27 protein-coding genes are annotated in these 23,748 nt (G+C 41.0%); 9 read left to right on the top strand and 18 right to left on the bottom strand.

The window, feature by feature from the left end:
* Nucleotides 1–18 precede the first annotated feature (18 nt).
* On the bottom strand, nucleotides 19–1,947 hold the full coding sequence (gene ftsH / locus ABWO12_RS06305; RefSeq protein ID WP_353087918.1) for an ATP-dependent zinc metalloprotease FtsH: 1,929 nt from the start codon (nucleotides 1,945–1,947) through the stop codon (nucleotides 19–21).
* Between the two features lie 23 nt (nucleotides 1,948–1,970).
* Nucleotides 1,971–2,342, bottom strand: a complete 372-nt coding sequence (gene rsfS, locus ABWO12_RS06300; RefSeq protein WP_073364589.1) for a ribosome silencing factor — start codon at nucleotides 2,340–2,342, stop codon at nucleotides 1,971–1,973.
* Nucleotides 2,343–2,437: 95 nt separating this feature from the next.
* Between rsfS and ABWO12_RS06295 the strand changes: the two genes are divergently transcribed.
* Nucleotides 2,438–3,169 carry a biotin--[acetyl-CoA-carboxylase] ligase gene (locus tag ABWO12_RS06295; protein WP_353087917.1) on the top strand — a complete coding sequence of 244 codons (732 nt, stop codon included), beginning with the start codon at nucleotides 2,438–2,440 and terminating at the stop codon, nucleotides 3,167–3,169.
* 29 nt (nucleotides 3,170–3,198) lie between these two features.
* On the opposite strand, the gene ABWO12_RS06290 is transcribed toward ABWO12_RS06295, so the two are convergent.
* On the bottom strand, nucleotides 3,199–3,591 hold the full coding sequence (locus ABWO12_RS06290) for an SRPBCC family protein (protein WP_353087916.1): 393 nt from the start codon (nucleotides 3,589–3,591) through the stop codon (nucleotides 3,199–3,201).
* A gap of 5 nt (nucleotides 3,592–3,596) precedes the next feature.
* A complete protein-coding gene (pyrE, locus tag ABWO12_RS06285; RefSeq protein WP_353087915.1) occupies nucleotides 3,597–4,247 on the bottom strand; it encodes an orotate phosphoribosyltransferase in 651 nt (216 codons plus the stop codon).
* Between the two features lie 7 nt (nucleotides 4,248–4,254).
* Between pyrE and ABWO12_RS06280 the strand changes: the two genes are divergently transcribed.
* Nucleotides 4,255–4,857: an NUDIX hydrolase gene (locus ABWO12_RS06280; RefSeq protein ID WP_353087914.1), complete on the top strand. Its 603-nt coding sequence runs from the start codon at nucleotides 4,255–4,257 to the stop codon at nucleotides 4,855–4,857.
* Between the two features lie 4 nt (nucleotides 4,858–4,861).
* Here ABWO12_RS06280 and coaD read toward each other — a convergent pair whose 3' ends face one another.
* Nucleotides 4,862–5,320 (bottom strand): pantetheine-phosphate adenylyltransferase, encoded by a 459-nt coding sequence (gene coaD, locus ABWO12_RS06275; protein ID WP_353087913.1) that lies wholly within the window; start codon nucleotides 5,318–5,320, stop codon nucleotides 4,862–4,864.
* 53 nt (nucleotides 5,321–5,373) lie between these two features.
* Nucleotides 5,374–6,366 carry a D-alanine--D-alanine ligase gene (locus ABWO12_RS06270; RefSeq protein ID WP_353087912.1) on the bottom strand — a complete coding sequence of 331 codons (993 nt, stop codon included), beginning with the start codon at nucleotides 6,364–6,366 and terminating at the stop codon, nucleotides 5,374–5,376.
* A gap of 81 nt (nucleotides 6,367–6,447) precedes the next feature.
* Here ABWO12_RS06270 and ABWO12_RS06265 point away from each other — a divergent pair, with 81 nt between their 5' ends.
* Both ABWO12_RS06265 and ABWO12_RS06260 read left to right on the top strand, forming a co-directional pair.
* Entirely contained in the window at nucleotides 6,448–7,071 is a 624-nt protein-coding gene (locus ABWO12_RS06265; RefSeq protein ID WP_353087911.1) for a PASTA domain-containing protein, read from the top strand.
* Nucleotides 7,061–8,101 carry an RluA family pseudouridine synthase gene (locus tag ABWO12_RS06260; protein ID WP_353087910.1) on the top strand — a complete coding sequence of 347 codons (1,041 nt, stop codon included), beginning with the start codon at nucleotides 7,061–7,063 and terminating at the stop codon, nucleotides 8,099–8,101. The genes ABWO12_RS06265 and ABWO12_RS06260 overlap by 11 nt, the downstream gene beginning before the upstream one ends.
* A gap of 28 nt (nucleotides 8,102–8,129) precedes the next feature.
* On the opposite strand, the gene ABWO12_RS06255 is transcribed toward ABWO12_RS06260, so the two are convergent.
* The 4 genes from ABWO12_RS06255 to ABWO12_RS06240 form a co-directional block, all read right to left on the bottom strand.
* A complete protein-coding gene (locus ABWO12_RS06255) occupies nucleotides 8,130–9,215 on the bottom strand; it encodes an endonuclease (protein ID WP_353087909.1) in 1,086 nt (361 codons plus the stop codon).
* A gap of 5 nt (nucleotides 9,216–9,220) precedes the next feature.
* A complete protein-coding gene (locus ABWO12_RS06250) occupies nucleotides 9,221–10,432 on the bottom strand; it encodes an RsmB/NOP family class I SAM-dependent RNA methyltransferase (RefSeq protein ID WP_353087908.1) in 1,212 nt (403 codons plus the stop codon).
* 105 nt (nucleotides 10,433–10,537) lie between these two features.
* On the bottom strand, nucleotides 10,538–12,532 hold the full coding sequence (locus ABWO12_RS06245) for a KUP/HAK/KT family potassium transporter (RefSeq protein ID WP_353087907.1): 1,995 nt from the start codon (nucleotides 12,530–12,532) through the stop codon (nucleotides 10,538–10,540).
* 135 nt (nucleotides 12,533–12,667) lie between these two features.
* On the bottom strand, nucleotides 12,668–13,996 hold the full coding sequence (locus ABWO12_RS06240) for a hypothetical protein (protein ID WP_353087906.1): 1,329 nt from the start codon (nucleotides 13,994–13,996) through the stop codon (nucleotides 12,668–12,670).
* Nucleotides 13,997–14,228: 232 nt separating this feature from the next.
* Here ABWO12_RS06240 and ABWO12_RS06235 point away from each other — a divergent pair, with 232 nt between their 5' ends.
* Nucleotides 14,229–15,161, top strand: a complete 933-nt coding sequence (locus ABWO12_RS06235) for a WD40/YVTN/BNR-like repeat-containing protein (RefSeq protein ID WP_353087905.1) — start codon at nucleotides 14,229–14,231, stop codon at nucleotides 15,159–15,161.
* 32 nt (nucleotides 15,162–15,193) lie between these two features.
* Here the strand turns inward: ABWO12_RS06235 and ABWO12_RS06230 are convergent, their stop codons facing one another.
* The 5 genes from ABWO12_RS06230 to ABWO12_RS06210 are packed head-to-tail and all read right to left on the bottom strand — an operon-like array spanning nucleotide 15,194 to nucleotide 18,081.
* Nucleotides 15,194–15,679, bottom strand: a complete 486-nt coding sequence (locus ABWO12_RS06230; RefSeq protein WP_353087904.1) for a sensor of ECF-type sigma factor — start codon at nucleotides 15,677–15,679, stop codon at nucleotides 15,194–15,196.
* Between the two features lie 20 nt (nucleotides 15,680–15,699).
* Nucleotides 15,700–16,116, bottom strand: coding sequence for a hypothetical protein (locus ABWO12_RS06225; protein WP_353087903.1), 417 nt, complete (start codon nucleotides 16,114–16,116; stop codon nucleotides 15,700–15,702).
* Between the two features lie 30 nt (nucleotides 16,117–16,146).
* Complete coding sequence (locus ABWO12_RS06220; RefSeq protein WP_353087902.1) at nucleotides 16,147–16,689, bottom strand: RNA polymerase sigma factor; 543 nt, start codon at nucleotides 16,687–16,689, stop codon at nucleotides 16,147–16,149.
* A 54-nt stretch (nucleotides 16,690–16,743) separates the two neighbouring features.
* Nucleotides 16,744–17,847 carry a GyrI-like domain-containing protein gene (locus ABWO12_RS06215; RefSeq protein WP_353087901.1) on the bottom strand — a complete coding sequence of 368 codons (1,104 nt, stop codon included), beginning with the start codon at nucleotides 17,845–17,847 and terminating at the stop codon, nucleotides 16,744–16,746.
* 45 nt (nucleotides 17,848–17,892) lie between these two features.
* Entirely contained in the window at nucleotides 17,893–18,081 is a 189-nt protein-coding gene (locus ABWO12_RS06210; protein ID WP_073364640.1) for a hypothetical protein, read from the bottom strand.
* Nucleotides 18,082–18,155: 74 nt separating this feature from the next.
* Between ABWO12_RS06210 and ABWO12_RS06205 the strand changes: the two genes are divergently transcribed.
* Nucleotides 18,156–18,542 carry a pyrophosphohydrolase domain-containing protein gene (locus ABWO12_RS06205; protein ID WP_353087900.1) on the top strand — a complete coding sequence of 129 codons (387 nt, stop codon included), beginning with the start codon at nucleotides 18,156–18,158 and terminating at the stop codon, nucleotides 18,540–18,542.
* Nucleotides 18,543–18,753: 211 nt separating this feature from the next.
* Nucleotides 18,754–19,533, top strand: a complete 780-nt coding sequence (locus tag ABWO12_RS06200) for a hypothetical protein (protein WP_353087899.1) — start codon at nucleotides 18,754–18,756, stop codon at nucleotides 19,531–19,533.
* Nucleotides 19,534–19,542: 9 nt separating this feature from the next.
* Here the strand turns inward: ABWO12_RS06200 and ABWO12_RS06195 are convergent, their stop codons facing one another.
* Both ABWO12_RS06195 and ABWO12_RS06190 read right to left on the bottom strand, forming a co-directional pair.
* Nucleotides 19,543–20,121: a hypothetical protein gene (locus ABWO12_RS06195; RefSeq protein ID WP_353087898.1), complete on the bottom strand. Its 579-nt coding sequence runs from the start codon at nucleotides 20,119–20,121 to the stop codon at nucleotides 19,543–19,545.
* 19 nt (nucleotides 20,122–20,140) lie between these two features.
* Nucleotides 20,141–20,638, bottom strand: a complete 498-nt coding sequence (locus tag ABWO12_RS06190) for a GNAT family N-acetyltransferase (RefSeq protein WP_353087897.1) — start codon at nucleotides 20,636–20,638, stop codon at nucleotides 20,141–20,143.
* A 407-nt stretch (nucleotides 20,639–21,045) separates the two neighbouring features.
* Here ABWO12_RS06190 and menD point away from each other — a divergent pair, with 407 nt between their 5' ends.
* Entirely contained in the window at nucleotides 21,046–22,704 is a 1,659-nt protein-coding gene (menD, locus tag ABWO12_RS06185) for a 2-succinyl-5-enolpyruvyl-6-hydroxy-3-cyclohexene-1-carboxylic-acid synthase (protein ID WP_353087896.1), read from the top strand.
* 18 nt (nucleotides 22,705–22,722) lie between these two features.
* Nucleotides 22,723–23,550: a CvfB family protein gene (locus ABWO12_RS06180; RefSeq protein WP_353087895.1), complete on the top strand. Its 828-nt coding sequence runs from the start codon at nucleotides 22,723–22,725 to the stop codon at nucleotides 23,548–23,550.
* 60 nt (nucleotides 23,551–23,610) lie between these two features.
* On the opposite strand, the gene ABWO12_RS06175 is transcribed toward ABWO12_RS06180, so the two are convergent.
* Entirely contained in the window at nucleotides 23,611–23,745 is a 135-nt protein-coding gene (locus tag ABWO12_RS06175; RefSeq protein ID WP_353087933.1) for a PH domain-containing protein, read from the bottom strand.
* Between the last annotated feature and the right edge of the window lie 3 nt (nucleotides 23,746–23,748).

The raw sequence follows: 23,748 nt of genomic DNA, 5'->3' as shown, positions 1-23,748 counted from the left end.
AATTTTGTTAAAAAGATATTACAAAGGATTTTCTTCCGTCAATGTATGAATTTCCCCAAAAGGACGCTTGCCAAAAATAGCTTCCAAATCATCTTTAAAAATCACTTCTTTTTCAATTAAAATATCGGCCAATTGCAGTAATTTCTCTTTGTTTTCCTTGAGTAATTGAATGGCTCGTTGGTATTGTCCTTCGACCAAAGCAGAAATTTCTTTATCAATCAAAACAGCCGTTTCCTCAGAATAGGGTTTACTAAAGTTATACTCCGATTGTCCACTGGAATCGTAATAGGTGATGTTTCCAATTTTATCATTCAATCCGTAAATAGTCACCATGGCACGTGCTTGACGTGTCACTTTCTCCAAGTCAGAAAGTGCTCCTGTAGATATAATGTCAAAAACAACTTCTTCGGCAGCACGACCTCCCATAGTGGCACACATTTCATCCAACATTTGGTTGGGGCGAACAATCAAACGCTCTTCCGGGAGATACCAAGCCGCGCCCAAACTTTGTCCACGGGGAACGATCGTCACTTTGATGAGAGGCGCCGCATGTTCGAGCATCCAACTCACGGTGGCATGACCCGCCTCGTGAACAGCAATAGCACGTTTTTCCTCGGGGGTAACGATTTTATTCTTCTTTTCTAAACCGCCTACAATACGGTCAACAGCATCCAAAAAGTCTTGCCGTTCTACCTGTGTCTTATTTTTACGTGCCGCAATCAAAGCTGCTTCATTACACACATTGGCAATGTCAGCACCCGAAAAACCAGGCGTTTGTTTGGCTAGAAATTCTGTATCCAAATCTTCAGCCTTCTTTAGGGGTGCCAGGTGTACCTCAAAAATTTCCTTACGCTCGCGAATGTCTGGTAAGTCTACGTAAATCTGTCGGTCGAAACGACCTGCTCGCATCAAGGCTTTATCCAAAATATCGGCACGGTTGGTCGCTGCCAACACGATTACATGCGTATTGGTGCCGAAACCATCCATTTCTGTAAGCAACTGGTTGAGTGTGTTTTCGCGTTCGTCATTGGATCCTGAAAAATTATTTTTTCCACGGGCGCGCCCCACAGCATCAATTTCATCAATAAAAATAATGGCTGGTGATTTATCTTTCGCCTGTTTGAACAAATCGCGAACACGTGAAGCTCCAACCCCCACAAACATCTCTACAAAGTCAGAGCCCGAAAGTGAGAAAAAGGGAACTTTAGCCTCTCCCGCCACTGCTTTGGCCAATAAGGTTTTTCCTGTTCCTGGAGGTCCGACAAGTAAAGCTCCTTTAGGGATTTTACCACCAAGCGCAGTATATTTTTCGGGATTTTTTAAAAATTCCACAATTTCTTGGACTTCTTCTTTGGCACCTTCCAGTCCTGCAACGTCTTTAAAAGTAACTTTAACATCATTTTTTTCGTCAAACAAACGCGCTTTTGATTTTCCGATGTTAAAAATTTGTCCGCCGCCACCGCCAGCACCACCCGATGCCATTCGTCGCATGAAATACAACCAAACACCAATAAGGATGATAAGGGGTAAGAAGTTAATAAAGTATTCTGACCAATCACTTTTTTGTTGAAAGTCATAAGAGACTAACTGTTTCTTCTTTACTGCTTCTGCCAGTTCTTTTTGAAACAGTTCGTCATTTCCAATATCAAAAGTGTAATGGGGGCCTTTATTTACCGTTCCAAATACATCTTTGGCTACTTTTTGGTGTTTTTTCTCTTTCAGCGCTTTTTCGGTAAGATACGCTTCAGCTTTCGTTTTGTTGTAAACAATTACTTTTTGCACCTCACCGCGTTTTAACATGTCGTCAAATTGTGAGACACTTATTTTAGAATAATCCTGAATGGTAGAACCTCCAATCATATTCAATACAATGAGCATGAATAAGATAGCGCCAGTAATCCACCAGGGGTTAAATTTTATACCATTTGGTTTTTTATCTTCAGACATAATTTACTTGGGTTCCTTAGTTTTTAGTATTGCGTTTCAATTCGGGTCATTTTGGCATCTCCCCACAATCCTTCAATGTTATAATACTCACGGGGCTCTTTTTGGAAAACGTGGACCACGATAGAAACATAATCCATCAATACCCATTCTCCATTTTCTGTTCCTTCTACATGCCAAGGTTTTTCTTTAAATTCTTTAGAAACAACTTTTTGAATTGAATTTACGATTGCATTCACTTGTGTATTGGAAGAGCCTGTGCACAAAACAAAATAATCACAAACTGCGGTGTCAATTTCTCTTAAATCTAAAAGGTCAATCTCGTTTCCTTTTACTTCTTCGATTCCTTTTATAATGCCCGCCAATAGGACATCGGTACTCACTTCTTTTTTTATCATTTAAAACTGCTTCTTATTTTGCAAAGGTATTATTTTTTGTCATTATTTTTGAGGCTTAACAGAAGTTTAAATTCGAAAATTTACCCCCTTGTCCTATGCAGTTAATCAAACTCGATGCCATAGATTCGACCAATGATTTTTTAAAAGCGTTGGCACGTTCTAAACCACTTGAAAATTATACCACAGTACTTGCGCATCGTCAAACCAACGGTAAGGGGCAACGCGGGGCACGTTGGCTGTCGGAACCGGGTAGTAATTTGATAATGAGTGTTTTGATTCAGAATGATCTAGTGCCCACCGCTGCTGTTTTTCATCTCAATGTGGCTGTTGCCATCAGTCTTTTGAAAGTGTTGCAACGTTATCAGATTCCGGACTTGAGTATTAAATGGCCCAACGACATTTTGTCAGGTAATCAAAAGTTGGGAGGTATATTAATTGAGAATTTGATTAAATCAGATCAATCTTGGGAGACTGTGGTTGGTATTGGACTCAATGTTCATCAAAAAGACTTTAAGGAGTTGCCCAAAGCGACTTCACTTTATAACGTCTCGCAACAGTCCTTTGGTATTGAACAGCTTGCACAGGAAATCGTTGCCGAATGTCGGGAGAACTATGCCTATGTAGCCCAACAAGAGGTAGCGACGTTGTGGGGCTTTTACCATGCCCATTTATTTCGAAAAGGAATACCTTCTGCCTTTGAATTGCCCAATGGACAGCGGTTTATGGGAAAAATATTGGAAGTTACAACTGAAGGGCAATTGGTTCTCGAAGATGAATGGGAGACGATTCGCCATTTTGACCTCAAAGAAATTCAATTGTTGTATTAAAAAAACCGACAGAAGTCGGCTTCTCATATTTATAGTTTCCCCATGTTGGAGGAAAGTGTTTCTAGAAATTTGGTGATGGGCCCTTTGACCATCATCGCCATCATTGCATTGAATTCGCCTTCAAATTGTAATTGAACAGTGGAGGATGCTGTTGCTGTAGCTTCGATGTGTGCGATTAATGTGAAAGGAACTTTGTCGCTCGCAGCGCCCAATTTGATATAGCTGTGGGGCGTTTGCTCCTTCAAGCGTAATTTGATTTCAGGCATACCGCTTAAACCAAACAAAAAGGTATTTTCATCGGTTACTTCAAATTTAGCGATATTTTCAGGCATCAATTTTTCAAAGTTTTTGACATCTGTCAAGGCGTTGAAAAGGTATTCGGCCGATTTTGGAACGGTTACTTTGGAACTTTCTAATTGCATATTTTTTATTTTTCGGCCACATTCCAAGTATCTGGATGCATACGCCAATCGTGTAAAGTAATTAACTCGTTTTCTGTAATGTATTGTTTGGTCACAGCCAACGGAAGTAAATGCTCATAGTCACTGAGCGTATTTAAATTAACCTTTGCTTTTTCAAAGTTGGCTTTCGCAACGGGAAAACAATACGAAAAAATAGCTGCCATGCCTTTTACATTTGCTCCTACATCTCTAAGAGCCTCCACGGCAAGTAAACTACTGTTTCCAGTACTGATCAAGTCTTCAACCACAACCACATTCTGTCCTTTTTGTAAAAAACCTTCCACCTGATTTTGGCGTCCATGTTTTTTAGGTTCGGGGCGCACATATACAAAAGGCAGTCCCATTTCTTCAGCCACCAAAATTCCGATTCCAATGGCACCAGTAGCCACGCCCGCAATCACATCAGGTTTGCCATAAGTAGCTTCAATATGTTTTACAAATTCATCGCGGATATAATTGCGAATTGCTGGAAATGACAAGGTTAGACGGTTGTCACAGTAAATTGGAGAATGCCATCCGGAAGCCCATAAAAAAGGATTTGATGGATTTAATTTAATTGCGTTTATTTGTAGGAGCAATTCGGCGGTTTTCTCGGCTGTTGCGTTACTAAAAATCATAGTACAAATGTATAAAGTTTTTGTGAACGATAAACCACTTTTTTTGACAAACGAAGTGGCCAAAGAAACCGACTTTCAATTGTTCTTATTAGAAAGTGTTGATATCGAACATCTTATTGTTAAAATGTTCAACAATAAGATTAAGAAGGCTTATTTGTACTATCCTGATGAAAAGGAAATCTTAAAAAAAGTCAAAGCCAAAATACCTGTCAAGAAAGCTGGTGGTGGATTGGTTTATAACAAAAATGGAGAAGTATTATTTATTTTTCGCAATGGAAAATGGGATTTACCCAAAGGTGGAGTTGAGCGCAATGAAGCTATTGACGAAACGGCTATACGTGAAGTAGAGGAGGAGACGGGTGTTCATCCGTTGAATATTACACGAAAACTTCAAAAAACGTATCATATTTTTAAAAGAGGTGGAAAATACCGTTTGAAAATTACCCATTGGTTTGAAATGAAAACTCACTTTGAAGGCGTTCCTGTTCCTCAGGCCAATGAAGGAATTGAAAAGGTCGTATGGCTCAATCCCGAGCAAGTGCAGCAAGCCTTGCAAAACTCCTATGAAAATATCAAATTGCTTTTTGAGGAAATAAAAATACCCCTATAATCGATTAGGGTTTCACGCGAACAGCATCGGGGACAAGTACGGTATAATCCCCACCATTTCGCAATACATCCCTAACAATACTTGAGGAAATATAGGATGTTTTAGACGCGGTCAATAGGAAAACGGTTTCAATTTTTGACAGCTTTCGGTTGGTGTGAGCAATGGCTTTTTCAAACTCAAAGTCCGCTGGATTTCGCAATCCACGTAATATAAAATCTGCTTTTTCTTTTTTACACAAGTCGATGGTCAAGCCTTCGTAGGTGATGACGCGTACTTTGGGTTCGTGCTGAAAAGTTTCTTCAATAAAACGTTTGCGTTCTTCCAAGCTAAACATGTACTTTTTTTCGGCATTGACGCCTATAGCCACAATCACTTCATCAAATAATGACACCCCGCGTTGTATGATGTCGTAATGTCCTAAAGTGATAGGGTCGAAGGAACCTGGAAAAATTGCTCGTTTCATAAGGTAGTATGCTTGTTGTAGTAAAGTTATAAAATTAACGACAGATAAAATCGCTAAGAAAATCTCTTCCAAATCGGTTTTCGTTCCAAGGCCAACTGAATTTCATTGTCCAATAAATCACTAAACGCCAATTGGGCAAAAGCCGCTTGTTGCGGGAAGATGCTTTGCGGAGAAAGTCCGGGATTGGTGTTGATTTCAATAAAATATGGAATCCCATCCATAATGATGAAATCTGTTCTTGAAAAACCAGTCATGCCAAGGGCTTCATAGACTTTTTTGGCTGTTTCTCTCACCAATTGTTCGGTAGCGGTATCCAAGCGTGCGGGAGTGATTTCCTCCGACTTTCCTTTGTATTTGGCTTCATAATCAAAAAAAGCATTTTGAGAAACGATTTCTGTAATGCCAAGAACTGTTACTTCGCCATTGTAGCGCATGACTCCCACAGAAACTTCTGTCCCTTTTAAATAGGATTCGATCAAAATCTCTGGATCTTCCGCGAATGCAAATGCTAAGGCCTTATCCATATCGCCCAACGATTGAACCATCGACACCCCTAAGGAACTGCCCGATTGGTTGGGTTTGACAAAAAAAGGCAGTCCTAATTCTTCAACCAAAGCGGCTCCGGAAATCACATCGCCTTGTCGTACATAAACTGATTTTGCTTTGGGAATACCAAACTTCGAGAGTACTGAAAGGGTGTCTCTTTTGTTGAACGTTAACGCCGATTGATAAAAGTTACACCCCGTATACGGCACATTGACCAGTTCCCAATAAGCTTGTAAATGTCCGTCTTCACCTGGAGTTCCATGTACAGTATTCACCGCGACATCAAATTGTATTTTTTGCCCCATGAGGACAAATGAAAAATCACTTTTGTCGATTGGGTAAGAGACGTCTTCTGCTAAAACATGCCATCCTTTGGGGAGAATATGGACTTCAAAAGGCTTGTATTTGTTGCGATCCAATTGTGCTATAATCAATTGACCACTTCGAAGCGATATTACCGATTCATCAGAATATCCGCCCATGACTACTGCAACGTTCATTCGGTTTATTTTAATTTCTGTTCCCACAAAAATAGCATAAAAGTGCCACTAAAAATTATATCTTTGTCGAAATTGTTATCTATGAGTTTGCGAAAGTATCTAACGAGTAAAGTGTTTTTTGCCCAAATTGGAGCAGTCTTATTGGTTGTAGGGGTATTGGCTTTTTTCTTTTTTCATTGGATCACCTTTGTGACAAATCACGGACAGGAAATTACAGTGCCTAATTTAAGTAAATTGACGCCTGAAGAAGCCGAGGCCAAACTCGATGAACTTGATCTTGATTATGAAATTATCGATACTGTTGATTATATTGCTGATTTTCCAAAGCTTACTATCGTTCAACAAGAACCCACAGCAGGAAGTAAAGTAAAAGGCGGGAGAACCATCTACATCAAATTGAATGCCTCAACCTACACTATGGTTGCCGTGCCCGATTTGATTGAAAAAACCTATCGTCAAGCTGTTCCTACCCTAAAAGCCATTGGTTTGCAAGAAGGCGAGATTACCTACAAACCCTACATTGGAAAAGATATGGTTCTTGAAATGTGGATGAATGGTAAAAAAATTAAGGCAGGAACTAAGGTACTTAAATCTTCCAAAATTGATTTGGTTTTGGGCGATGGCAAGTTGGTGTATCAAGAAACCGAAAACGATTCCATACCCGAAATTGAAGCACCTGTAGATACGTTGACCAATGGACTTTAATGAAGAATGGAGTGAACCTGAAGAAGCGCTTTTTGAGCATTTTCGGTTTGAAGTCCCTAAAGGACAAGGGTTGATGCGAATCGACAAGTATTTGCAATTACAAATTCCCAATATTTCACGCAATAAATTACAGAATGCGGCTGATAGCGGTCAGGTTCTTGTAAATGAAACGGCTGTAAAATCCAATTACAAGGTCAAACCCGATGATGTAATCCGGATTGTTTTATCGCATCCGCCTTTTGAGCATAAAATAATTCCCGAGGATATCCCTATGGATATCGTTTATGAAGACGAAGCTTTGGTGGTGATCAATAAACCGCCGGGCTTGGTGGTCCACCCGGGGCATGGAAATTATACAGGAACCTTAGTCAATGCCTTGGCCTATCATTACGGCAACCGATTGCCTTTGAACAGTTCAGAACGTCCAGGTTTGGTGCATCGTATTGATAAAGACACGTCAGGATTATTAGTTGTTGCCAAAACGGAACAGGCCATGACGCATTTGGCTAAACAATTTGAAGAAAAAACCTCTGAACGGGAATATGTTGCTTTAGTTTGGGGAAATGTCGTCGATGATGCTGGCACAATTGAAGGGAACATTGCCCGTCATGTTCGCGACCGTATGCAAATGGCTGTTTTTGACGATCCTGAGATTGGAAAACATGCGGTGACCCATTACAGTGTTTTGGAACGTTTTGGGTATGTGACCTTAGTTTCTTGTCAGCTAGAAACAGGTCGTACGCACCAAATACGCGTTCATATGAAACATATTGGGCATACGTTGTTTAATGATGAACGTTATGGCGGAAATGCCATTTTAAAAGGTACGACTTTTACCAAATATAAACAGTTTGTGGAGAACTGTTTTAAAGTGCTTCCCCGACAAGCATTACATGCCAAAACCTTGGGATTTGTGCATCCTGTTACAAATGAAATTATGCGATTTAATTCGGAAATCCCTCACGATTTAGTCGAATGTATCGACAAATGGCGTACCTATTCAAAGTCGCATACCATAGACGAAGATTAAAAAAGCCCCCAAAGTGGAGGCTTATTTTTTATTGGATAATTACTTTTTGCGTGATTGAATCTTTCCCGGATTCCATTTTGAAAAAATAGAAACCACTTGGAATATCTTTTATTTCCAAGGTATTGTTGGAAAAATAGGGCTGTTCCAATTGCATAATTTCTTGCCCATTTACATTATACACTGCAATGCGATCAAGGGTTGTATTGGTTTGCACATAGACCGAATGGGTGGCCGAAGGATTTGGGAAGATACCGACATCGGTGGTATCAAAAGTATCTTGATTTAAGAAAATAGTGGGCCAGCGGTTTTGTGCCACGGGGCCTCCCCAAATACGAGTCGCCAAATACGGATTATCGATAAACGGATTGCGATTCCCTTGGGCAAAGTTGTTGAACAAATTGCTCATGTAGGTATTGCGGTTGTCCTCATATTGTGAAACGGGATCCTCTGCATTCCATTGCAACAACAAATCAATCATATTGGTATCAGAGGCCACCGGATTTCCCACGGCGACCATAGAAGGCAAGCACTGTGCGCCGTAGTGCAAATACATATACATCAAAATTCGTGCGACATCACCTTTCCATTCATCACCAGGATACCAACTCGTGGTGCCAATGGTGTATGAAGCCGTTCCTGATCCGTTGGCAAACAAACGATTGCCGCGACTCGCATTGCGTTGTACGTCACAAGCGCGAAGCATGTGCGCATCGGCACCAGGTCCAATTTGCCCCAAATCGGGATTCCCCAACGATTGTGCATAAATGTGTTCCCGATTCCAGTCGCCGTTGTTGCCGCTATTCGAATTTCGGTCTCGCGTACGGTCATTGGTTGCATCTGCATCTTGTCCTGATTCCCAACCGTAAACGAGCAAAACATTATTGGTATTAGTGGGATCCAAATCAACGGCTTTAATCGCATTCCAAACGCCAGGCGAATACGATAGTTCCACGGTATGGGTGTCAATAATTTTATTGGCTAAGGCATCTTCTAATGCACTTCCCGTTAGCGTCCAGTTAAACCCATTGTAGTACGGAGAAGCAGGCGCACCATTTTGAGCGGATACAATACCTATGGCACATGAGGCCAGAAAGGATAAAAATTTGTTTTTCATGTATGTTATTTTCTTTGGAGTAAGGCCATGTAAAATCCGTCAAATCCAGATTCAGAGGCGAGTATTTTTTCGTCTTTAACAAATTGAAATTCCTTCCCGTTTTCGGTTTGTAAAAAACGTTGTACTTGCTCTTGATTTTCAGAGGGTAAAACAGAACAAGTCGCGTAGACCAATTTTCCACCTGATTTTACCATTTTGGAATAGGTTTCCAAAACTTCGGCTTGAACGGCTCGAATGTTATCGATGAACTCCGGTTGAAGTTTCCATTTGGCATCGGGATTTCGTTTTAATACACCCAAACCACTACAAGGCGCATCGATAAGCAGGCGGTCCGCTTTTTCGTATAGTTTTTTGATAACTTTGGTCGAATCAATGACGCGGTAATCGATATTATGTGCCCCATTTCTTCGGGCACGTAATTTTAATTCTTTCAGTTTGCTTTCATACAAATCCATGGCAATAATTTGCCCTTTGTTTTGCATCAAAGCCGCAAGATGTAAGGTTTTGCCTCCTGCACCAGCACAAGCATCTATGACTTTCATCCCAGGTTCCACTTCTAAAAAAGCTGCCACTTTTTGGGACGAACCGTCTTGCACTTCAAACCAGCCGTCTTTAAAAACATCGGTCATAAAAACGTTGGCTCGTTCGGGAAGAATCAATCCTTCGGGAAGATGTGGAATGGGTTCGGTAACAATATCCAAATCCATTAGCCGGGCACGAACTTGCTCGCGGGTAGCTTTCAAGGTATTGACCCGTAAAACCACATCGGCCATTCGGTTTTGAGCTGCTATTTCTTTAGTCCAAATAGCTTCACCGAGTTCTTGTACGCCCAATTCATCCATCCAATCGGGAATGGATTCACGAAGTTTACGGACTTTGGATAATTCGTCAAAACGACCTTTTATTTTGCGTTGGGGTGTCGTTTCAAAATATTTCCAATCGGGAAGGGGATAGCCGCGAAGGACCGCCCAAACGGCAAACATACGCCATAACTTATCCCGGTCAAAGGGTGCTTTTACTTCGGCAATCTCGGCATACAATCGCTTCCAACGCACCATATCGTAAATGGTTTCGGCAACGAATTTACGGTCGTGACTTCCCCAACGTTTGTCTTTTTTTAAAGCACGAGCTACCATTTTGTCGGCGTACTCTCCTTCATTAAAAATAGCATCAAGGGCATCAATGGTCGTAAATACCAAGTTACGGTGTAATCTCATTATTCAAAATCTAAGCCTGCAAAGGTAACTTTTTTTTCAATTGGGTTGGAGGTGCATGCGGATTATGTGGCCAAAAAAAAGCAGCTCCGAAGAACTGCTTTGGTATTATTTTTCAGTTTCACAACCGTGATGGTCCAAGCGGCGCATTTCAATGCGTTCAGGGGCATGAAGTACCATAGGGAATTGCTCTACTTTTACCGAACTGGCATCTAAACCGAAGGCTTTTTCTTCTGATAAGGAGTACTTTTTCAACACAAAATAGGAGTTCATGATTATATTTTCAAAGAAAGTAATGTCACTATCGTTGGATAAGAATTTTTCGGACAGTACAAATTTGAAATCTCCAATAATATTGTTTTTATTCAACGATTCATAGCGGCTGGTAACATCGACCTCGCCATTTTGTACCATGTCTTTGATTACTTCTTTAAACATCAGATTGATCTTCGTTGCCTCACGGAAACCGAGGTAAAAATCAATTCGGTACAAATCGTCTTTGATGATTTCCGATACTTTGTATTCTTTGCGATAGGGTTCGTTCAGTACATTTACGTGAATAAACCAGTACATGTCGGCACGTTTGGGTCTTTTTTGAAGAATGGAATACATCACTTTTTCTTCAATTTCATCGACGCGATTGGAGTTGGTCATGTACACCAAATGGGTCGCATATTTGGGGATTGATAGGTCCAAACTCAACTCAGCCAGTACTTTTTTATAATTGTCGATTTTAACAATCTTGGTATAATTTTTACTAATTTTCTTGGCCAAATACCAAGTCGACATGATGCTAATTAAGATGATGGCGATGAATAAAGTCACAAAACCACCTTCCATGAATTTTACAATATTGGCAGCCAAGAAGCTGAATTCAATGGCCAAATAAACAATGATGAGTGGGGCAATGAAATACCATTTCACTCTTTTTAATATCAAATAATAATTGAGCAAAATAGTAGTCATGATCATACACAAAATGATCGCTAAACCATACGCATGCTCCATATTGCTCGATTCTTTGAAGTAAAGCACGATTCCCACACAACCTAAAAACAAAAGCCAGTTGATGGAAGGAATGTACAATTGACCTTTTTGATCGGAAGGAAATTTGATGCGCACTTTGGGCCAAAAATTGAGTCGCATCGCCTCATTAATTAAGGTAAACGAACCACTAATTAAGGCTTGCGAAGCGATCACTGCGGCAAGGGTAGCCACCACAATTCCAATGGGTTGAAACCATTTGGCCATAATTAAATAGAAGGGATTTGGATTGGAACTTCCCAATTCCATTAAGGTTAGTCCTTGATGGTCTAAAAGATAGGCCCCTTGTCCGAAGTAGTTCAAAATCAATGTAGCTTTGACAAACATCCAACTTACTCGAATGTTTTTTCGCCCACAATGTCCCATGTCGGAATACAATGCTTCAGCTCCTGTAGTACATAAAAAAACAGCTCCGAGAATAAAAAAGCCTTGTTCACTGACATCGCTGGTCAACATATGGTAAGCGTAATAGGGGTTTAATGCCCGAAATACATCCAAGTTTTGGGTCATTTGAATCACGCCCAAAACACCAAGCATGGTAAACCATATCAGCATCATCGGGGCAAAGAATTTCCCCACTAATTTGGAGCCGAATTGTTGAATGGTAAACAGTACAAATAAAATACTAATTACTATAGGAATGGTTGGGATATCGGGATTAAAATTGCGCAATCCTTCTACCGCAGAGGAGACAGATACCGGTGGCGTAATTATTCCATCCGCTAATAAGGCGCTACCTCCAATGATGGCAGGCACAATAAGCCACTGAATTTTGGTTCGTTTGACTAGGGCATATAACGCAAAAATTCCTCCCTCACCGTGGTTGTCGGCTCCTAGGGTGATGATTACATATTTTAGGGTGGTTTGTAAAGTAAGCGTCCAGAAGATACAGGATAGTCCGCCTAAAATTAAATCTTGCGAAATGACACTGTCGCCGATGATGGCTTTCATTACATATAAAGGAGAAGTACCTATATCGCCATAAATGATCCCCAAGGTTACCAATAATCCCGCAGCTGAAAGTCTGCTGTGAAGATTTTGATGTGAATGCGAACTCATAAAAAAATATTAAAAAAGTTCACAAATGTATTACTTTTCAAAGTTCTAAAATAAAAAAGCACCGAAATTATTCGATGCTTTGGGTATAATTTATATAACTTTCTTTTAACGACCTCTATTTTCAAATTAATTTCTTCAAAGTCGCGAGGAAGTACTAGTCTGTGAACGCATGCTACGACTTGAACTCGAACTGGAATAATCTTGACGCGAGGGGCTAGGTGTAGGTGCACTATAGTCTTGACGCACTGGACGCGGACTTACACTGCTCGCACTTGGTGTATATTCTTGATGCGACGGGCGAGGTTTAGGTGCACTATAATCTTGACGCACAGGCCGCGGACTAACGGTTGTTGTACTTGGCGTGTAGTCTTGGCGAACGGGACGGGGTGTAGCTGTGGTGGTGCTGTAATCCGAACGTGTGGGTCTAGGCGTTGCTGTTGTGGAAGCCAAAGTATAGTTTTCACGAACAGGACGGGGCGTTACCGGGGTGTTGCTATAATTTTCACGAACGGGACGCGGACTAGTTGCTTCGCTAAAATCAGCACGTGTAGGTCTAGGATTGGTTGTAGCACTGCTTGTTAAATCCTGACGAACGGGACGGGTTTCAGAAGCACTGGTCCAATTTCCCCGCACAGAGCCTGTTTCGGGCCGTGTAGCGACTTGATTATCACGAGTATCCGCCAATGGACTACGGGTATCGGGATAGGCCACATTGCGCACGATACGGGTTCGATCCAACTCATAACGATTAGCAATTCCTTGGTTGCGGTAAGCAAATCCTCGTTGCGGATGATGCCGTTCAATAAAGTTGCCGCGTCGGCCAAAATAGTGCGAATATCCCCAATGGCAACGACGGAAATTCACGTAATTGTATTGGAATCCAAAGTTGATGCTCAATCCGATGTGATGACGGTAACGAAAAATGGGAAATGGATGCCAAGCATAATAGTAGCTTGGATAAAAGCCCCAATACCATGAAGAACAATAGGCTTGGTGGTACAGTTGCCAGAAATAATTGTAAATCACAGGCGTTCCCACATAAACCGGTTCATAAATGTAGTTGGTGCCGTACAGAAAAGTATCGCCTACCACTTGCACTTGTACCCGTCGGTTGCGGGTATCTTTTTCAACTTCAACGGTGGCCACGTCTTGGTATTGATCGCGACCGAGCACGGCTTGCACCACGATAATGTGTTGATTTCCTTTAATCGATTCGACTACCCGTAAATAATCAACTTGGTTGTCAAGGTTTAAATCCAAATTGGATATCGGAGTTTCGGGATTGTTTAAACGGCGTTCAAAATCTTCCAAGTCACGAGCTTCCCCAAAAATAGAGGCAACGGCGCGAAGGTCTAAGTTGTCGCTTATCTCTGAATCGGTAGCACTCACCGTTGTTCGATTTTGAGCCCCTCCCCATGTTAGACTCAAGCCCAACAACATGCTGTATAGTAGTTTCGTTTTCATAACTATGGAATTTAAAGTTCGTTACACAAAAACCAAACACTGTGCCAAAATCCCAAAATCAAAGTTGTCATCTAACCAATTATGTTTATTTTCGTTGGAAATACTGGGGATAATGCGCGTTTTTTTTGGCTTTTTTTGTTGTTTTCTTTTTTGGAATTGTGCTTCTGTAACTTCCTCAAAGGATGCTCAACCGATAACTAGGGTCACCGTAGACACTTTGCTTTTTGAAACTGTGAGTATTCGTGCGATCGTTATTGCGGAGCAATCCGTTTTTTATGCGGGGAGTCAAAGTAAACTGGGGCGAATCGATTTGGTGACACGCAAACATTGGCTACAAACACTTCCCACAACGATCCCCACTGAATTTCGTTCGTTGGCTTTACACCAAGGAAAATGGTTTGCCCTTTCCATTGGAAATCCTGCACTTCTCTATTCGGGTCCTATGGAGGGCGAAGGCAATCGTTTGCTGTATCAAGAGTCGCATGAAAAAGTTTTTTACGACGCGCTGCATTTTACGGCAACCGGAACAGGTTGGGCCATGGGCGATCCGACGCAAAAGGCGATGGCGTTATTGAAGTCGGAAGATGGGGGAGCGCATTGGTATCGTATTCCTGAAGATAATGCCCCTGTTTTGGCTCCTGGGGAAGCTGCTTTTGCTTCGAGTAATACTACAATTTGTAGTGCGGGAAAAACACTTTGGATATTTACCGGAGGCATGCAATCCCGCGTTTGGCGCTCTAATGATGAGGGTAAAACGTGGACCTCGATTGCTGTGCCTATCGCTCAAGGTAGCGCTATGGAGGGAATTTTTTCAGCAGATTTTTACAATGCCAACATTGGGGTAGCTGCTGGAGGGAATTATGACCAACCAGCCCAAACGGTTGGGAATCTCATTTATACCTGTGACGGTGGTACCACGTGGAATCCGATTGATGTGCCACAAGAGCCTGGCTATATTTCGGGGATTCAATTTATTCCGTCGGGCGAAGGTAAAGAATGGTTGACGGTAGGTGCAGGAGGATTATATTATGCGTTTGACCAAGGGAAACAATGGAAATGTTTGTGGCCCGAGCCTCAATTGTATACCCTGAAGTTTGTCGATCGGCAAACCGTAATTGTGGCAGGTAAAAATAAGATCTTTCGTTTGCGATTGCACCGAAACTAAAAAAACAGCCCTCTTTAGGAGCTGTTTTGTACTTAATTTCGGCGGCGTTCTTTTAATTGTTCCACCAATTTTCGATTGAAATCTTCTTCTGCCCGTCTCAATTTGATAATCTTCAAAGCGGGGAGTACACCTCGTAAATCGGCAATCAATTTCTTGCGAAGTTTGAATAATTCCTCTTCATTGGTTTCCATTTGGGCCAACACCGTTTGCGCTTCTTTTTCAGTCATTTTATCCAACTGATCGTCGTCCTTTCGGTCCATAAAAGCTTTTAATTTTTGACGGCGAATTTCGGCTTGTTTGTCTTCAAAAGCATTGTATATGGGCCAAAACTTTGCCGCCTCATCTGGAGTTAAGCGAAGTTCTTGGGTGATAAAGGCTACTTTTTGTGACTTTACTTGTTCTTTTTTTTCTTCAATGCGTTCCCGTAAACGTCCGCTTGGTTGCGCAAAAGCGTTCACTGTCCCCATGAAAAGGAGGGTTAGCACTATAATTCGAAAGGCATTTTTAATTGTTTTCATAGTTTGATTTAATTTCAATGTTATTGTGTTATGCTGTATTCCAACGCTTCATTCTCAAGAAGCACTTCCTCTAAAGCCTCTGCTTCGGTATCGAATGTAACGGGAACTTCCATAGTTTGGAGTTCAATCAATTCCAAATAATGTTCGTCGGTGAGGTCGGCATTTTCGCTCACATACGAAGCAATGGCGCTCCATTGGGCTTCATCTTCTTTTTGCACTTCCCAACGCCATAGCAAGCCAATTCCCAAACCGACGACCAATACAGCAGCCATTCCATAAAAAGTTTTGGCATTTTTACTCCAAAAAGATATCGATTTTACAGGCGTCTGCTCCTCAAGTCGGTTTTGAAGTCGTGTCGAAAACGATTCAAAATAGCCTTCGGGTACGGTAAAGCCACTGGGGTTCTTCGGCGGGTTATTTAAGTTAAACGGATTCATATACTTTAGATATTATAAGCGTTGATTGGTTTAATTTGTTTTAATAAATTCTTCAATTTTTTTTACGGCGTGATGGTAAGAGGCTTTCAATGCCCCTACAGAAGTGCCTAGTATTTCCGACATATCTTCGTATTTTATCTCTTGAAAGTATTTCATTTTAAAAACCAATTGTTGTTTTTCGGGCAAGCGGGCAATCGCCTTTTGGAGTTGCAATTGAAAAGCTTCGCCTTCAAAATAAACATCGGTTTCCAATTTAGCCAATGCTTTCTCTTGCCATTCTGAATGCGTGAATCCTTGACGTTTATTTTTTTGTTGCAAAAAAGTAAGCGACTCATTCGTAGCAATTCGGTAGATCCATGAATACAATTTGCTCTCGCCTTTGAAATCTTTTAAGTAGGTATGTACTTTGATAAAGGTGTTTTGCAACACATCGTCGGCATCATCATGATCCAAAACAATACTTCGAATATGATAATACAGGGGTTTTTGATAGTATTGGAGAAGCTTTCCAAAAGCCGCTTCTCGGGTTTTCGGATGCAATAGTTCTTGAATAAAAGCTTTTTCGTTTTCCAAACTACTTTTTTTGATTTAGACCTTTCAGAAAAAAAAAGGTTTAAAACAGCTTTATTAAGGTGAAGGATTTGAGTTTACTGTAGGTACATTCGGCGTTACTGCAGAAATGGTATCTTTAAGTATAGTCCTTGGTTGACGTGTGGCGGTGGGTTGCACGGGGAGGTAAACTTCGGTAATCCATTGCGAAGGATGAGGTGTGTCTTCCCCATTTTTACGGTATATTTCAATCACATTTAAATGGGTTAAACGCGCCCATTTCTTGGTGTTAATATATTGAATTCCTTTATTCCACGCCTTTTGCAAATGCGAATAATCGCCTTTCAGTTGCACCCGTAACGCTTTAAATGGTGGAAGCACTCCAAACGCAATGTCGCTGCCCTCTTCAATGGCAATGGTGTCCTTAACGGGAATGCAAACCGAATAATCCACGACGCGGGTATCTTTGTCCCATTTGTGGTAGATAATGAAAGGTTTTCCGGCAGCTTGAATGGCATTTTTTTTGAAAAACCATTGCATTTTAGGCAAGGTTGTTTTGATACTTCGAGTTAGATTTTTCTCTTTACACCGCACAAATTGTTTCAAATAAAACGTGCGCGGTTGATTGACCAATCCCATCACTTTAACTTGAAACGTCTTTAGCTCTCGCGAAATACTTTTCTCTAAACCAACCAAAGTTCTTTCGTACAGATTACCCATAGACGATTGCACTCCCCCTTGAAAAAAGGCTTTGATTTTTGAATTAAAGTCCAATGATCCTTTAGCTGTTAATTGAACTTTCGTGCCGCCTAAGGTATCTTTGAATTGCCAGGTATAGTGCGTAAGCTGACCATTTTCATCGCTAACATAGCGCAATAATTCTGCGTCTTTGTATTGTAGCGTTTTTAAATTTCCTTCCTGACTTCCCGACCACTCGGCATGAGCATTTTTACCGGAGGAACTTTCGGGATATTTGAATTGTGTTCCTTGATGTTCTACTATCCAAGCGGCAAAGGTTTCCCAATTGCGCAAATCATTGACATAATCAAATACTACAGAGCGTTTGTTTTTGATGTAAAGACTTTTATTTACAGAATAGGATGGCTTTTGGGTGGCAACAAAAACTGTAGTGCCCAATAAAAAGAGTAAGGCAATAAAAAATAAGTAGCGTAAAATCTTCATAACCGCAGCTTAGGTGGGTAAAGGTATGAAAATTAATAGGTCTTCTTAATGCTTTGTTGCAAATTTTATGACAAATAAAAGGGCAATAAAGGCAAAAAAGGCAATCAAAATCTTATAATTTCCTTTATAAAAAAGTTGATGCAATGCTTTGTCTTTTCGGTAGGCAATGACCATGGCAATGACAAAAGCAATCACAAAAAAAACGGCAAACACCAATTGTCCTTTAGTAAACATAGCAGAAATAGTTTTCAACAAAGGTAGGTAATCCATAGGATTCTTTTTAATTTGTCGAAGTAAAAAAATGAGTTATGCAACGACAACTAGAAGCCGTAGCTGGATTTCATCAAGCCTTTGGTTTAGGAATTCGCAACACCCCTACAGCCGACCTTGGAGAATCAACCCATCTTCTTCGATTTAATTTAATGAAAGAGGAAAATGAAGAGTATTGGGAGGCGGCACAAAACAAAGATTTAACTGAAATCGCCGATGCTTTGGGTGATATGCTTTACATTTTGTGCGGAACCCTACTTGAGCACGGGTTGCAGTATAAAATTGAAGCTGTTTTTGAAGAAATCCAACGCAGTAACATGAGTAAATTGGGTGCCGATGGTAAACCCGTGTACCGCGAAGATGGTAAAGTTATGAAAGGGCCCAACTATTTCAAACCCGATGTAGCCAAAATACTCGGACGCTAATTTGACGTAAACCCATGCGACTCCCGTTTTATTTAATTCTCCTCATTACTGGATTTATTCTCCTGCGGTTGTTTCACGTGGTTCGAGGATATCGCCGCTACAAGCGTTCGGGCCAGTTTCGTTATTTTAGGAATGAGCTCCTCTATACGGCACTTTATTTGTGTCTGCTATTTGGTTTTATTTTTTGGGCGCAAGCCAACACAATTTCTTTTTGAACGTTATGCGAGTTCAAGTCTTTTTGGTGGTATTTCTGCTATGTTTCGGGTGTAAAGAACCTCCGAAAGAAGTGGCTTTGCCCCAAAAGGAGCTGTTGTTGCTTGCACGGCACGAATCGGGAAATATCGTAGAGTATCGACACGAATTGAAATGGTATTCGGACAGTACGTTTGAATACAATTCTAAAGCCAAAGATCACGGGCACACCAAATATGAAAAATTTGAAGGTAAAGCCTACCTCCAATCGGATACACTTCATTTTAGTAGAAAGGACATGAATGGATCAGGAGGTAAAGCGGTCTTCAAAAATGGGATGCTTGAGTTTGTAGGGGAAGCGCAAAATTTCCGGTTGGATGTATTTCAAAACAAAACGGCCTTGCGTTCGCTTTTAGACCTAGATCCTTTTCCTGATTATGCCATTTTTACGTATTCGCCCAAAAAAAAGGATCGAAATACGCCCTATGATTTAAGTGAAGAAGAGTTTGTTCGGGTGCGTGAGTTGATTGCCTGTGTTTTTGACGAACAAAAAGACGTATTAAAACCGTCAAACGATTATGTCAAACAATGCATTCCATACCGTAACCGCAAAGGCGACATTGAAGTTCGCATCTATTTGCATTGCAAAAACGCCTTAGACCCCAGCGCCTTTCGCTACCAACCCTTGATTCTTCGGAATGTTGGAAATTGTAGTGTGACTTTTGTGTTGTCGTTTAAGGCGAATTATTACGTGGATTTTAAAGTTGCCCATACTACTGAACCCCCTGTAGAAATATAACCCATTGCATTATCTTTTTTCCTGTGAAAGAAACGCCTTGGCTAATTCCATTTTTTCAGTATCCCACTCGATATTCTCAATATGATGAGTAATACCATCCTTGGTTTGCAGCGTTATCGAATCGCCATCGACATCAAAATGCAATATACTGTCCTGCGGTAAGGTATTGGAAAAGGTAGTCCCCACAATCAACAAACCGTATTTTTCCCAACGAAGATAAGTGCTATTGGGTTTTTCAAAAGCATTGGTCATCAATATGAAGGCAAAAAACACTGTCAATGTTTCCAAATGATAGGATTGCTCAAAAAAATGCAATCCCAATCCCGTAAAAATTAATAAAGCAATACCTGCTACCAAACTTAAAGATAGAATCGAATGGTGTGTTTGTCTCGGAATGATAAAGGTATTAGCATCGGGTAAAGTAGGGAGCCAAATCGGGACAACAAAGAAAGCTACGGTATAGCTTATCGTAAGCACATAACTCAGGGTAAAACAGGCATCTATTTTCCAATAAAACCCACAAAATAAAGTGATGCTTTGAAGTAAAAAGGCGCAAATTTTAAGTGCAAAGGGTAAGGGATAGTTCATATATTTTGAATGTAAATCATTAGATAAGTATTAATTGGACAAAAACACTATGAAGCCAGCGGTCAAATTTGAATCCGGTTTCTTTGAGGATCCCTTTGACTTCAAATCCCATACGTTCATGAAAAGCAATACTTCCCGTATTTTCAGCATCAATAACGCCAATCATCGTATGAAATCCGTTTGTTCTAGCCGAGGAAATCAAAGTAGATAGGAGCGCTTTGCCAATTCCTTTTCCTTGCCAATCAGGATGGGTATAAACAGAGTGTTCTATGGTAAATCGATAGGCTTCTCGAAATCGAAATTCGCCATAATACCCAAAACCAACTACTGTATTTCCCATGGTAGCCACAAAAACAGGGAACCCTTTTTGCAATTTTTCATCAAAAAGTTGGGCTTGCTGCGCTGCAGTTCGCGGGTTGTAATCATACAATGCAGTGGCATTCAATATGTTGTAATTGATGATCTCGAGTAGGGCCTCCACGTCGGAAGCGATGTAAGGTCGAATCGTAATTTCCATGCCCAAAAATACAAATTAAAAAACAGGTATTTCTACGCGAAAGGAACTCCTTTGCATCCCCTAGCTTTGCATGGTATGACTTTGATAATGCTCCTTATCGAACAAGGTACGACAGGATTTTTGATTCCTTGTCTGCAAGATCAAGGAAGGTTCCTGGGGCCAGCTTAACTGACTTTTGGCTTGGTTCTGGGACTAACATTGGGCTACTATTTTATCTTTCAATGTCCCAAAACGCATCGCGATCGCTGTATACAACTGAGACGAATGTTATTTCTGACAGGATTTTTATTTCTCTTCTGTCTGTTTTTTTCAGATTCCTTTTAAACACAAACGTCCGTTATAATTTTCTCAAAAAGGTTTCCCATTCCTTAAACGCTTCGTACCTTTGTTCTCCATTACGAATAATCATGGTTTATCCAAAAATTCCTTTAGCACAATCGGTTATAGAAATATTCCGGCAGCAAGGGATTCAACATATTGTCATATCACCAGGGTCGCGCAATGCACCGCTTACGCTCGGATTTACGTTACAACCCTTTATTACCTGTTACAGCATTGCGGATGAACGATCGGCGGCTTTTTTTGCGCTCGGATTGGCGCAACAATTGCAAAAGCCCGTGGCCGTAGTCTGTACTTCGGGTTCGGCCGTACTTAATTATTATCCCGCTGTAGCAGAAGCATTTTATAGTCAGATTCCCCTAATTGTCGTTTCCGCCGATCGACCCCCGTCCAAAATTGACATTGGTGACGGACAAACCATTCGTCAGTCTAATGTACTTTCACAGCATACCGTTTTTAATGCCAACTTGACCGAAATGGCTTCTGTGGAAAACGATCGACTGATTTATGAATCTATAGAAGCCTCCATAGCACAAAAAGGACCAGTGCATTTGAACGTTCCTTTTGAAGAGCCCTTATACGAAAGGGTTCCTGAACTTACGGTAACAGTGAGTTCACCTCCAATAAAAAACAAAGAAGTCGAGGTGCAGGAATCGTATGTGCCTTTTGTGGAGCAATGGAATAAGGCGCAACGCAAATTGGTTCTGGTTGGTGTCAATGCGCCCCATTCCATCGCTACCGAGTTATTGCAGCAGTTGATGCGCGATCCTTCGGTGTTGGTGATGACCGAAACCACATCAAACCTGCATCATTCCGATTGTATTGATTCCATTGATACGTTGATTACTCCTTTTGAATCCCCAGAAAAAGAGTTTTTTCAACCCGAAATCCTGCTCACTTTTGGCGGAATGGTGGTGTCCAAGCGTATCAAAGCATTGTTGCGAAATCATGCTCCTCAAGCACACTGGCACATAGACCCGCTTCGTGCGTATGACACGTATGGATGTTTGACCCATCATTTTAAAACCACACCAAGCCAATGGTTAGGTACTTTTTTACCCCAAACCCAAGCGGTGACAAGTTCGTATCGGGATACTTTTTTAGCCTTACGAAATCATCGCCGTCATAAAGCCTCGGAGTATCTGGCTGATCTCCCTTTTTGTGATTTAAAAGTTTTTGAAAAACTGTTGCCACACATTCCTCCACACACGCATTTGCAAGTAAGTAATAGCTCGGCCATCCGCTATGCCCAATTGTTTGCTACCGATACTCGCGTTGAGGTTTTTTGCAATCGCGGTACTAGTGGTATTGATGGAAGCACGTCGACAGCGATTGGCGCGGCGGTTGCGAGTGGGGTTCCTACAACATTAATCACAGGTGACATCAGTTTTTTATACGACAGCAATGCCTTGTGGAATGCTTACATTCCCAAAACGTTTACCTTAATTGTCATTAACAATGGCGGTGGAGGAATTTTTAGAATTCTCCCCGGTCATGAAGAAACGCCAACATTTACCACGTTTTTTGAAACATCTCATTGTTTTACGGCGCAACATTTGGCAACGATGTACGGATTGGATTACCATTCAGCTTCCTCCGAATCAACGCTTGAAGCCGCTTTAGCCACTATTTTTGGGGAACGTGATCGGCCACAATTACTTGAAATATTTACTCCAACACAACAAAACGATCACTATTTACGTACCTTTTTTAAATCTTTGGTTTAAAAATAAAAACCACACCTCATGCAAATCGGAAAGACCAATGTATTGACCATTGCCCGCGAAACCACAGTCGGCTTATTTTTAACAGATGGCACTTCAGACGTATTATTGCCCAGAAAGTATCAACCAAAAGTGTATACCGTGGGTGAAGCGCTCGAAGTATTTGTCTACTTGGACCATATGGAACGCCCCGTGGCGACTACACTGAAACCGTATGTACACGTAAACCAGTTTGCCCATTTGAAGGTGAATTATATCAATGCTTACGGTGCGTTTTTGGATTGGGGGCTGGAAAAAGATTTATTTGTTCCATTTCGTGAACAAGCCCAACCCATGGAAACAGGCAAAAGGTATTTGGTATACGTTTTTTTGGATGAAAAAACCAATCGATTGGTAGCTTCAAGTCGCATTCATCGTTTTGTGAAAGAAACCGATGTTGCCCTTGAACCAGGACAAAAGGTGAGTGTGATGATTACCCATTTTTCGGATGCGGGTGTCAATGTGATCATCGAGCATCAATACCGCGGATTAGCTTTTCAAAATCAAGTTTTTGATGAAACATTACGTTTTGGAAAGACTTATACTGCGTATGTGAAACAAGTACGTCCCGACGGGAAAGTCGATATTGTTTTTCAACCGATGGGGGAGTCGTTAATTGAAGCCGCGGTGCAAAAAATTCTTGCCGAACTTCATGCGAATCGTGGCTTTTTGGGATTGCATGACAATTCGCATCCTGAGGATATCAAAACCGTGTTGAAAATGAGCAAGAAAACCTTCAAGAAAGCCATTGGTCAACTCTACAAAGACCGCCGTATTTCTATTGAGGAGCAAGGGATTTTTTTGAAGTAAGGTGTTATAAATAAGTCATAGGTTCTACACTTTTGAAAGTAGCTCCTATAAAATATAAAACTACAATATCTTTATCGTTGGATTGATTTTTTTCAGTTCTTGTAGAAACGTGTCAGCGTGTTGTGGCGACACAAAAATATCTTCAAATTGATTGTACGTAATAATGAATCCTTTGATGTCTAATGCCGGTTTCAACGT

Origin of the sequence: Flavobacterium sp., assembly GCF_040379285.1 — a bacterium.
In the GTDB taxonomy this organism is placed as follows: Bacteria; Bacteroidota; Bacteroidia; order Flavobacteriales; family Flavobacteriaceae; genus Flavobacterium.
This window is presented reverse-complemented; position numbering and strand designations above follow the sequence as displayed.

What these genes read in the sequence shown, in the direction of transcription:
- ftsH (WP_353087918.1), bottom strand. Translation starts at nt 1,947, where the DNA reads ATGTCTGAAGATAAAAAACCAAATGGTATAAAATTTAACCCCTGGTGG.
- rsfS (WP_073364589.1), bottom strand. Translation starts at nt 2,342, where the DNA reads ATGATAAAAAAAGAAGTGAGTACCGATGTCCTATTGGCGGGCATTATA.
- ABWO12_RS06295 (WP_353087917.1), top strand. Translation starts at nt 2,438, where the DNA reads ATGCAGTTAATCAAACTCGATGCCATAGATTCGACCAATGATTTTTTA.
- ABWO12_RS06290 (WP_353087916.1), bottom strand. Translation starts at nt 3,591, where the DNA reads ATGCAATTAGAAAGTTCCAAAGTAACCGTTCCAAAATCGGCCGAATAC.
- pyrE (WP_353087915.1), bottom strand. Translation starts at nt 4,247, where the DNA reads ATGATTTTTAGTAACGCAACAGCCGAGAAAACCGCCGAATTGCTCCTA.
- ABWO12_RS06280 (WP_353087914.1), top strand. Translation starts at nt 4,255, where the DNA reads ATGTATAAAGTTTTTGTGAACGATAAACCACTTTTTTTGACAAACGAA.
- coaD (WP_353087913.1), bottom strand. Translation starts at nt 5,320, where the DNA reads ATGAAACGAGCAATTTTTCCAGGTTCCTTCGACCCTATCACTTTAGGA.
- ABWO12_RS06270 (WP_353087912.1), bottom strand. Translation starts at nt 6,366, where the DNA reads ATGAACGTTGCAGTAGTCATGGGCGGATATTCTGATGAATCGGTAATA.
- ABWO12_RS06265 (WP_353087911.1), top strand. Translation starts at nt 6,448, where the DNA reads ATGAGTTTGCGAAAGTATCTAACGAGTAAAGTGTTTTTTGCCCAAATT.
- ABWO12_RS06260 (WP_353087910.1), top strand. Translation starts at nt 7,061, where the DNA reads ATGGACTTTAATGAAGAATGGAGTGAACCTGAAGAAGCGCTTTTTGAG.
- ABWO12_RS06255 (WP_353087909.1), bottom strand. Translation starts at nt 9,215, where the DNA reads ATGAAAAACAAATTTTTATCCTTTCTGGCCTCATGTGCCATAGGTATT.
- ABWO12_RS06250 (WP_353087908.1), bottom strand. Translation starts at nt 10,432, where the DNA reads ATGAGATTACACCGTAACTTGGTATTTACGACCATTGATGCCCTTGAT.
- ABWO12_RS06245 (WP_353087907.1), bottom strand. Translation starts at nt 12,532, where the DNA reads ATGAGTTCGCATTCACATCAAAATCTTCACAGCAGACTTTCAGCTGCG.
- ABWO12_RS06240 (WP_353087906.1), bottom strand. Translation starts at nt 13,996, where the DNA reads ATGAAAACGAAACTACTATACAGCATGTTGTTGGGCTTGAGTCTAACA.
- ABWO12_RS06230 (WP_353087904.1), bottom strand. Translation starts at nt 15,679, where the DNA reads ATGAAAACAATTAAAAATGCCTTTCGAATTATAGTGCTAACCCTCCTT.
- ABWO12_RS06225 (WP_353087903.1), bottom strand. Translation starts at nt 16,116, where the DNA reads ATGAATCCGTTTAACTTAAATAACCCGCCGAAGAACCCCAGTGGCTTT.
- ABWO12_RS06215 (WP_353087901.1), bottom strand. Translation starts at nt 17,847, where the DNA reads ATGAAGATTTTACGCTACTTATTTTTTATTGCCTTACTCTTTTTATTG.
- ABWO12_RS06210 (WP_073364640.1), bottom strand. Translation starts at nt 18,081, where the DNA reads ATGTTTACTAAAGGACAATTGGTGTTTGCCGTTTTTTTTGTGATTGCT.
- ABWO12_RS06205 (WP_353087900.1), top strand. Translation starts at nt 18,156, where the DNA reads ATGCAACGACAACTAGAAGCCGTAGCTGGATTTCATCAAGCCTTTGGT.
- ABWO12_RS06195 (WP_353087898.1), bottom strand. Translation starts at nt 20,121, where the DNA reads ATGAACTATCCCTTACCCTTTGCACTTAAAATTTGCGCCTTTTTACTT.
- ABWO12_RS06190 (WP_353087897.1), bottom strand. Translation starts at nt 20,638, where the DNA reads ATGGAAATTACGATTCGACCTTACATCGCTTCCGACGTGGAGGCCCTA.
- menD (WP_353087896.1), top strand. Translation starts at nt 21,046, where the DNA reads ATGGTTTATCCAAAAATTCCTTTAGCACAATCGGTTATAGAAATATTC.
- ABWO12_RS06180 (WP_353087895.1), top strand. Translation starts at nt 22,723, where the DNA reads ATGCAAATCGGAAAGACCAATGTATTGACCATTGCCCGCGAAACCACA.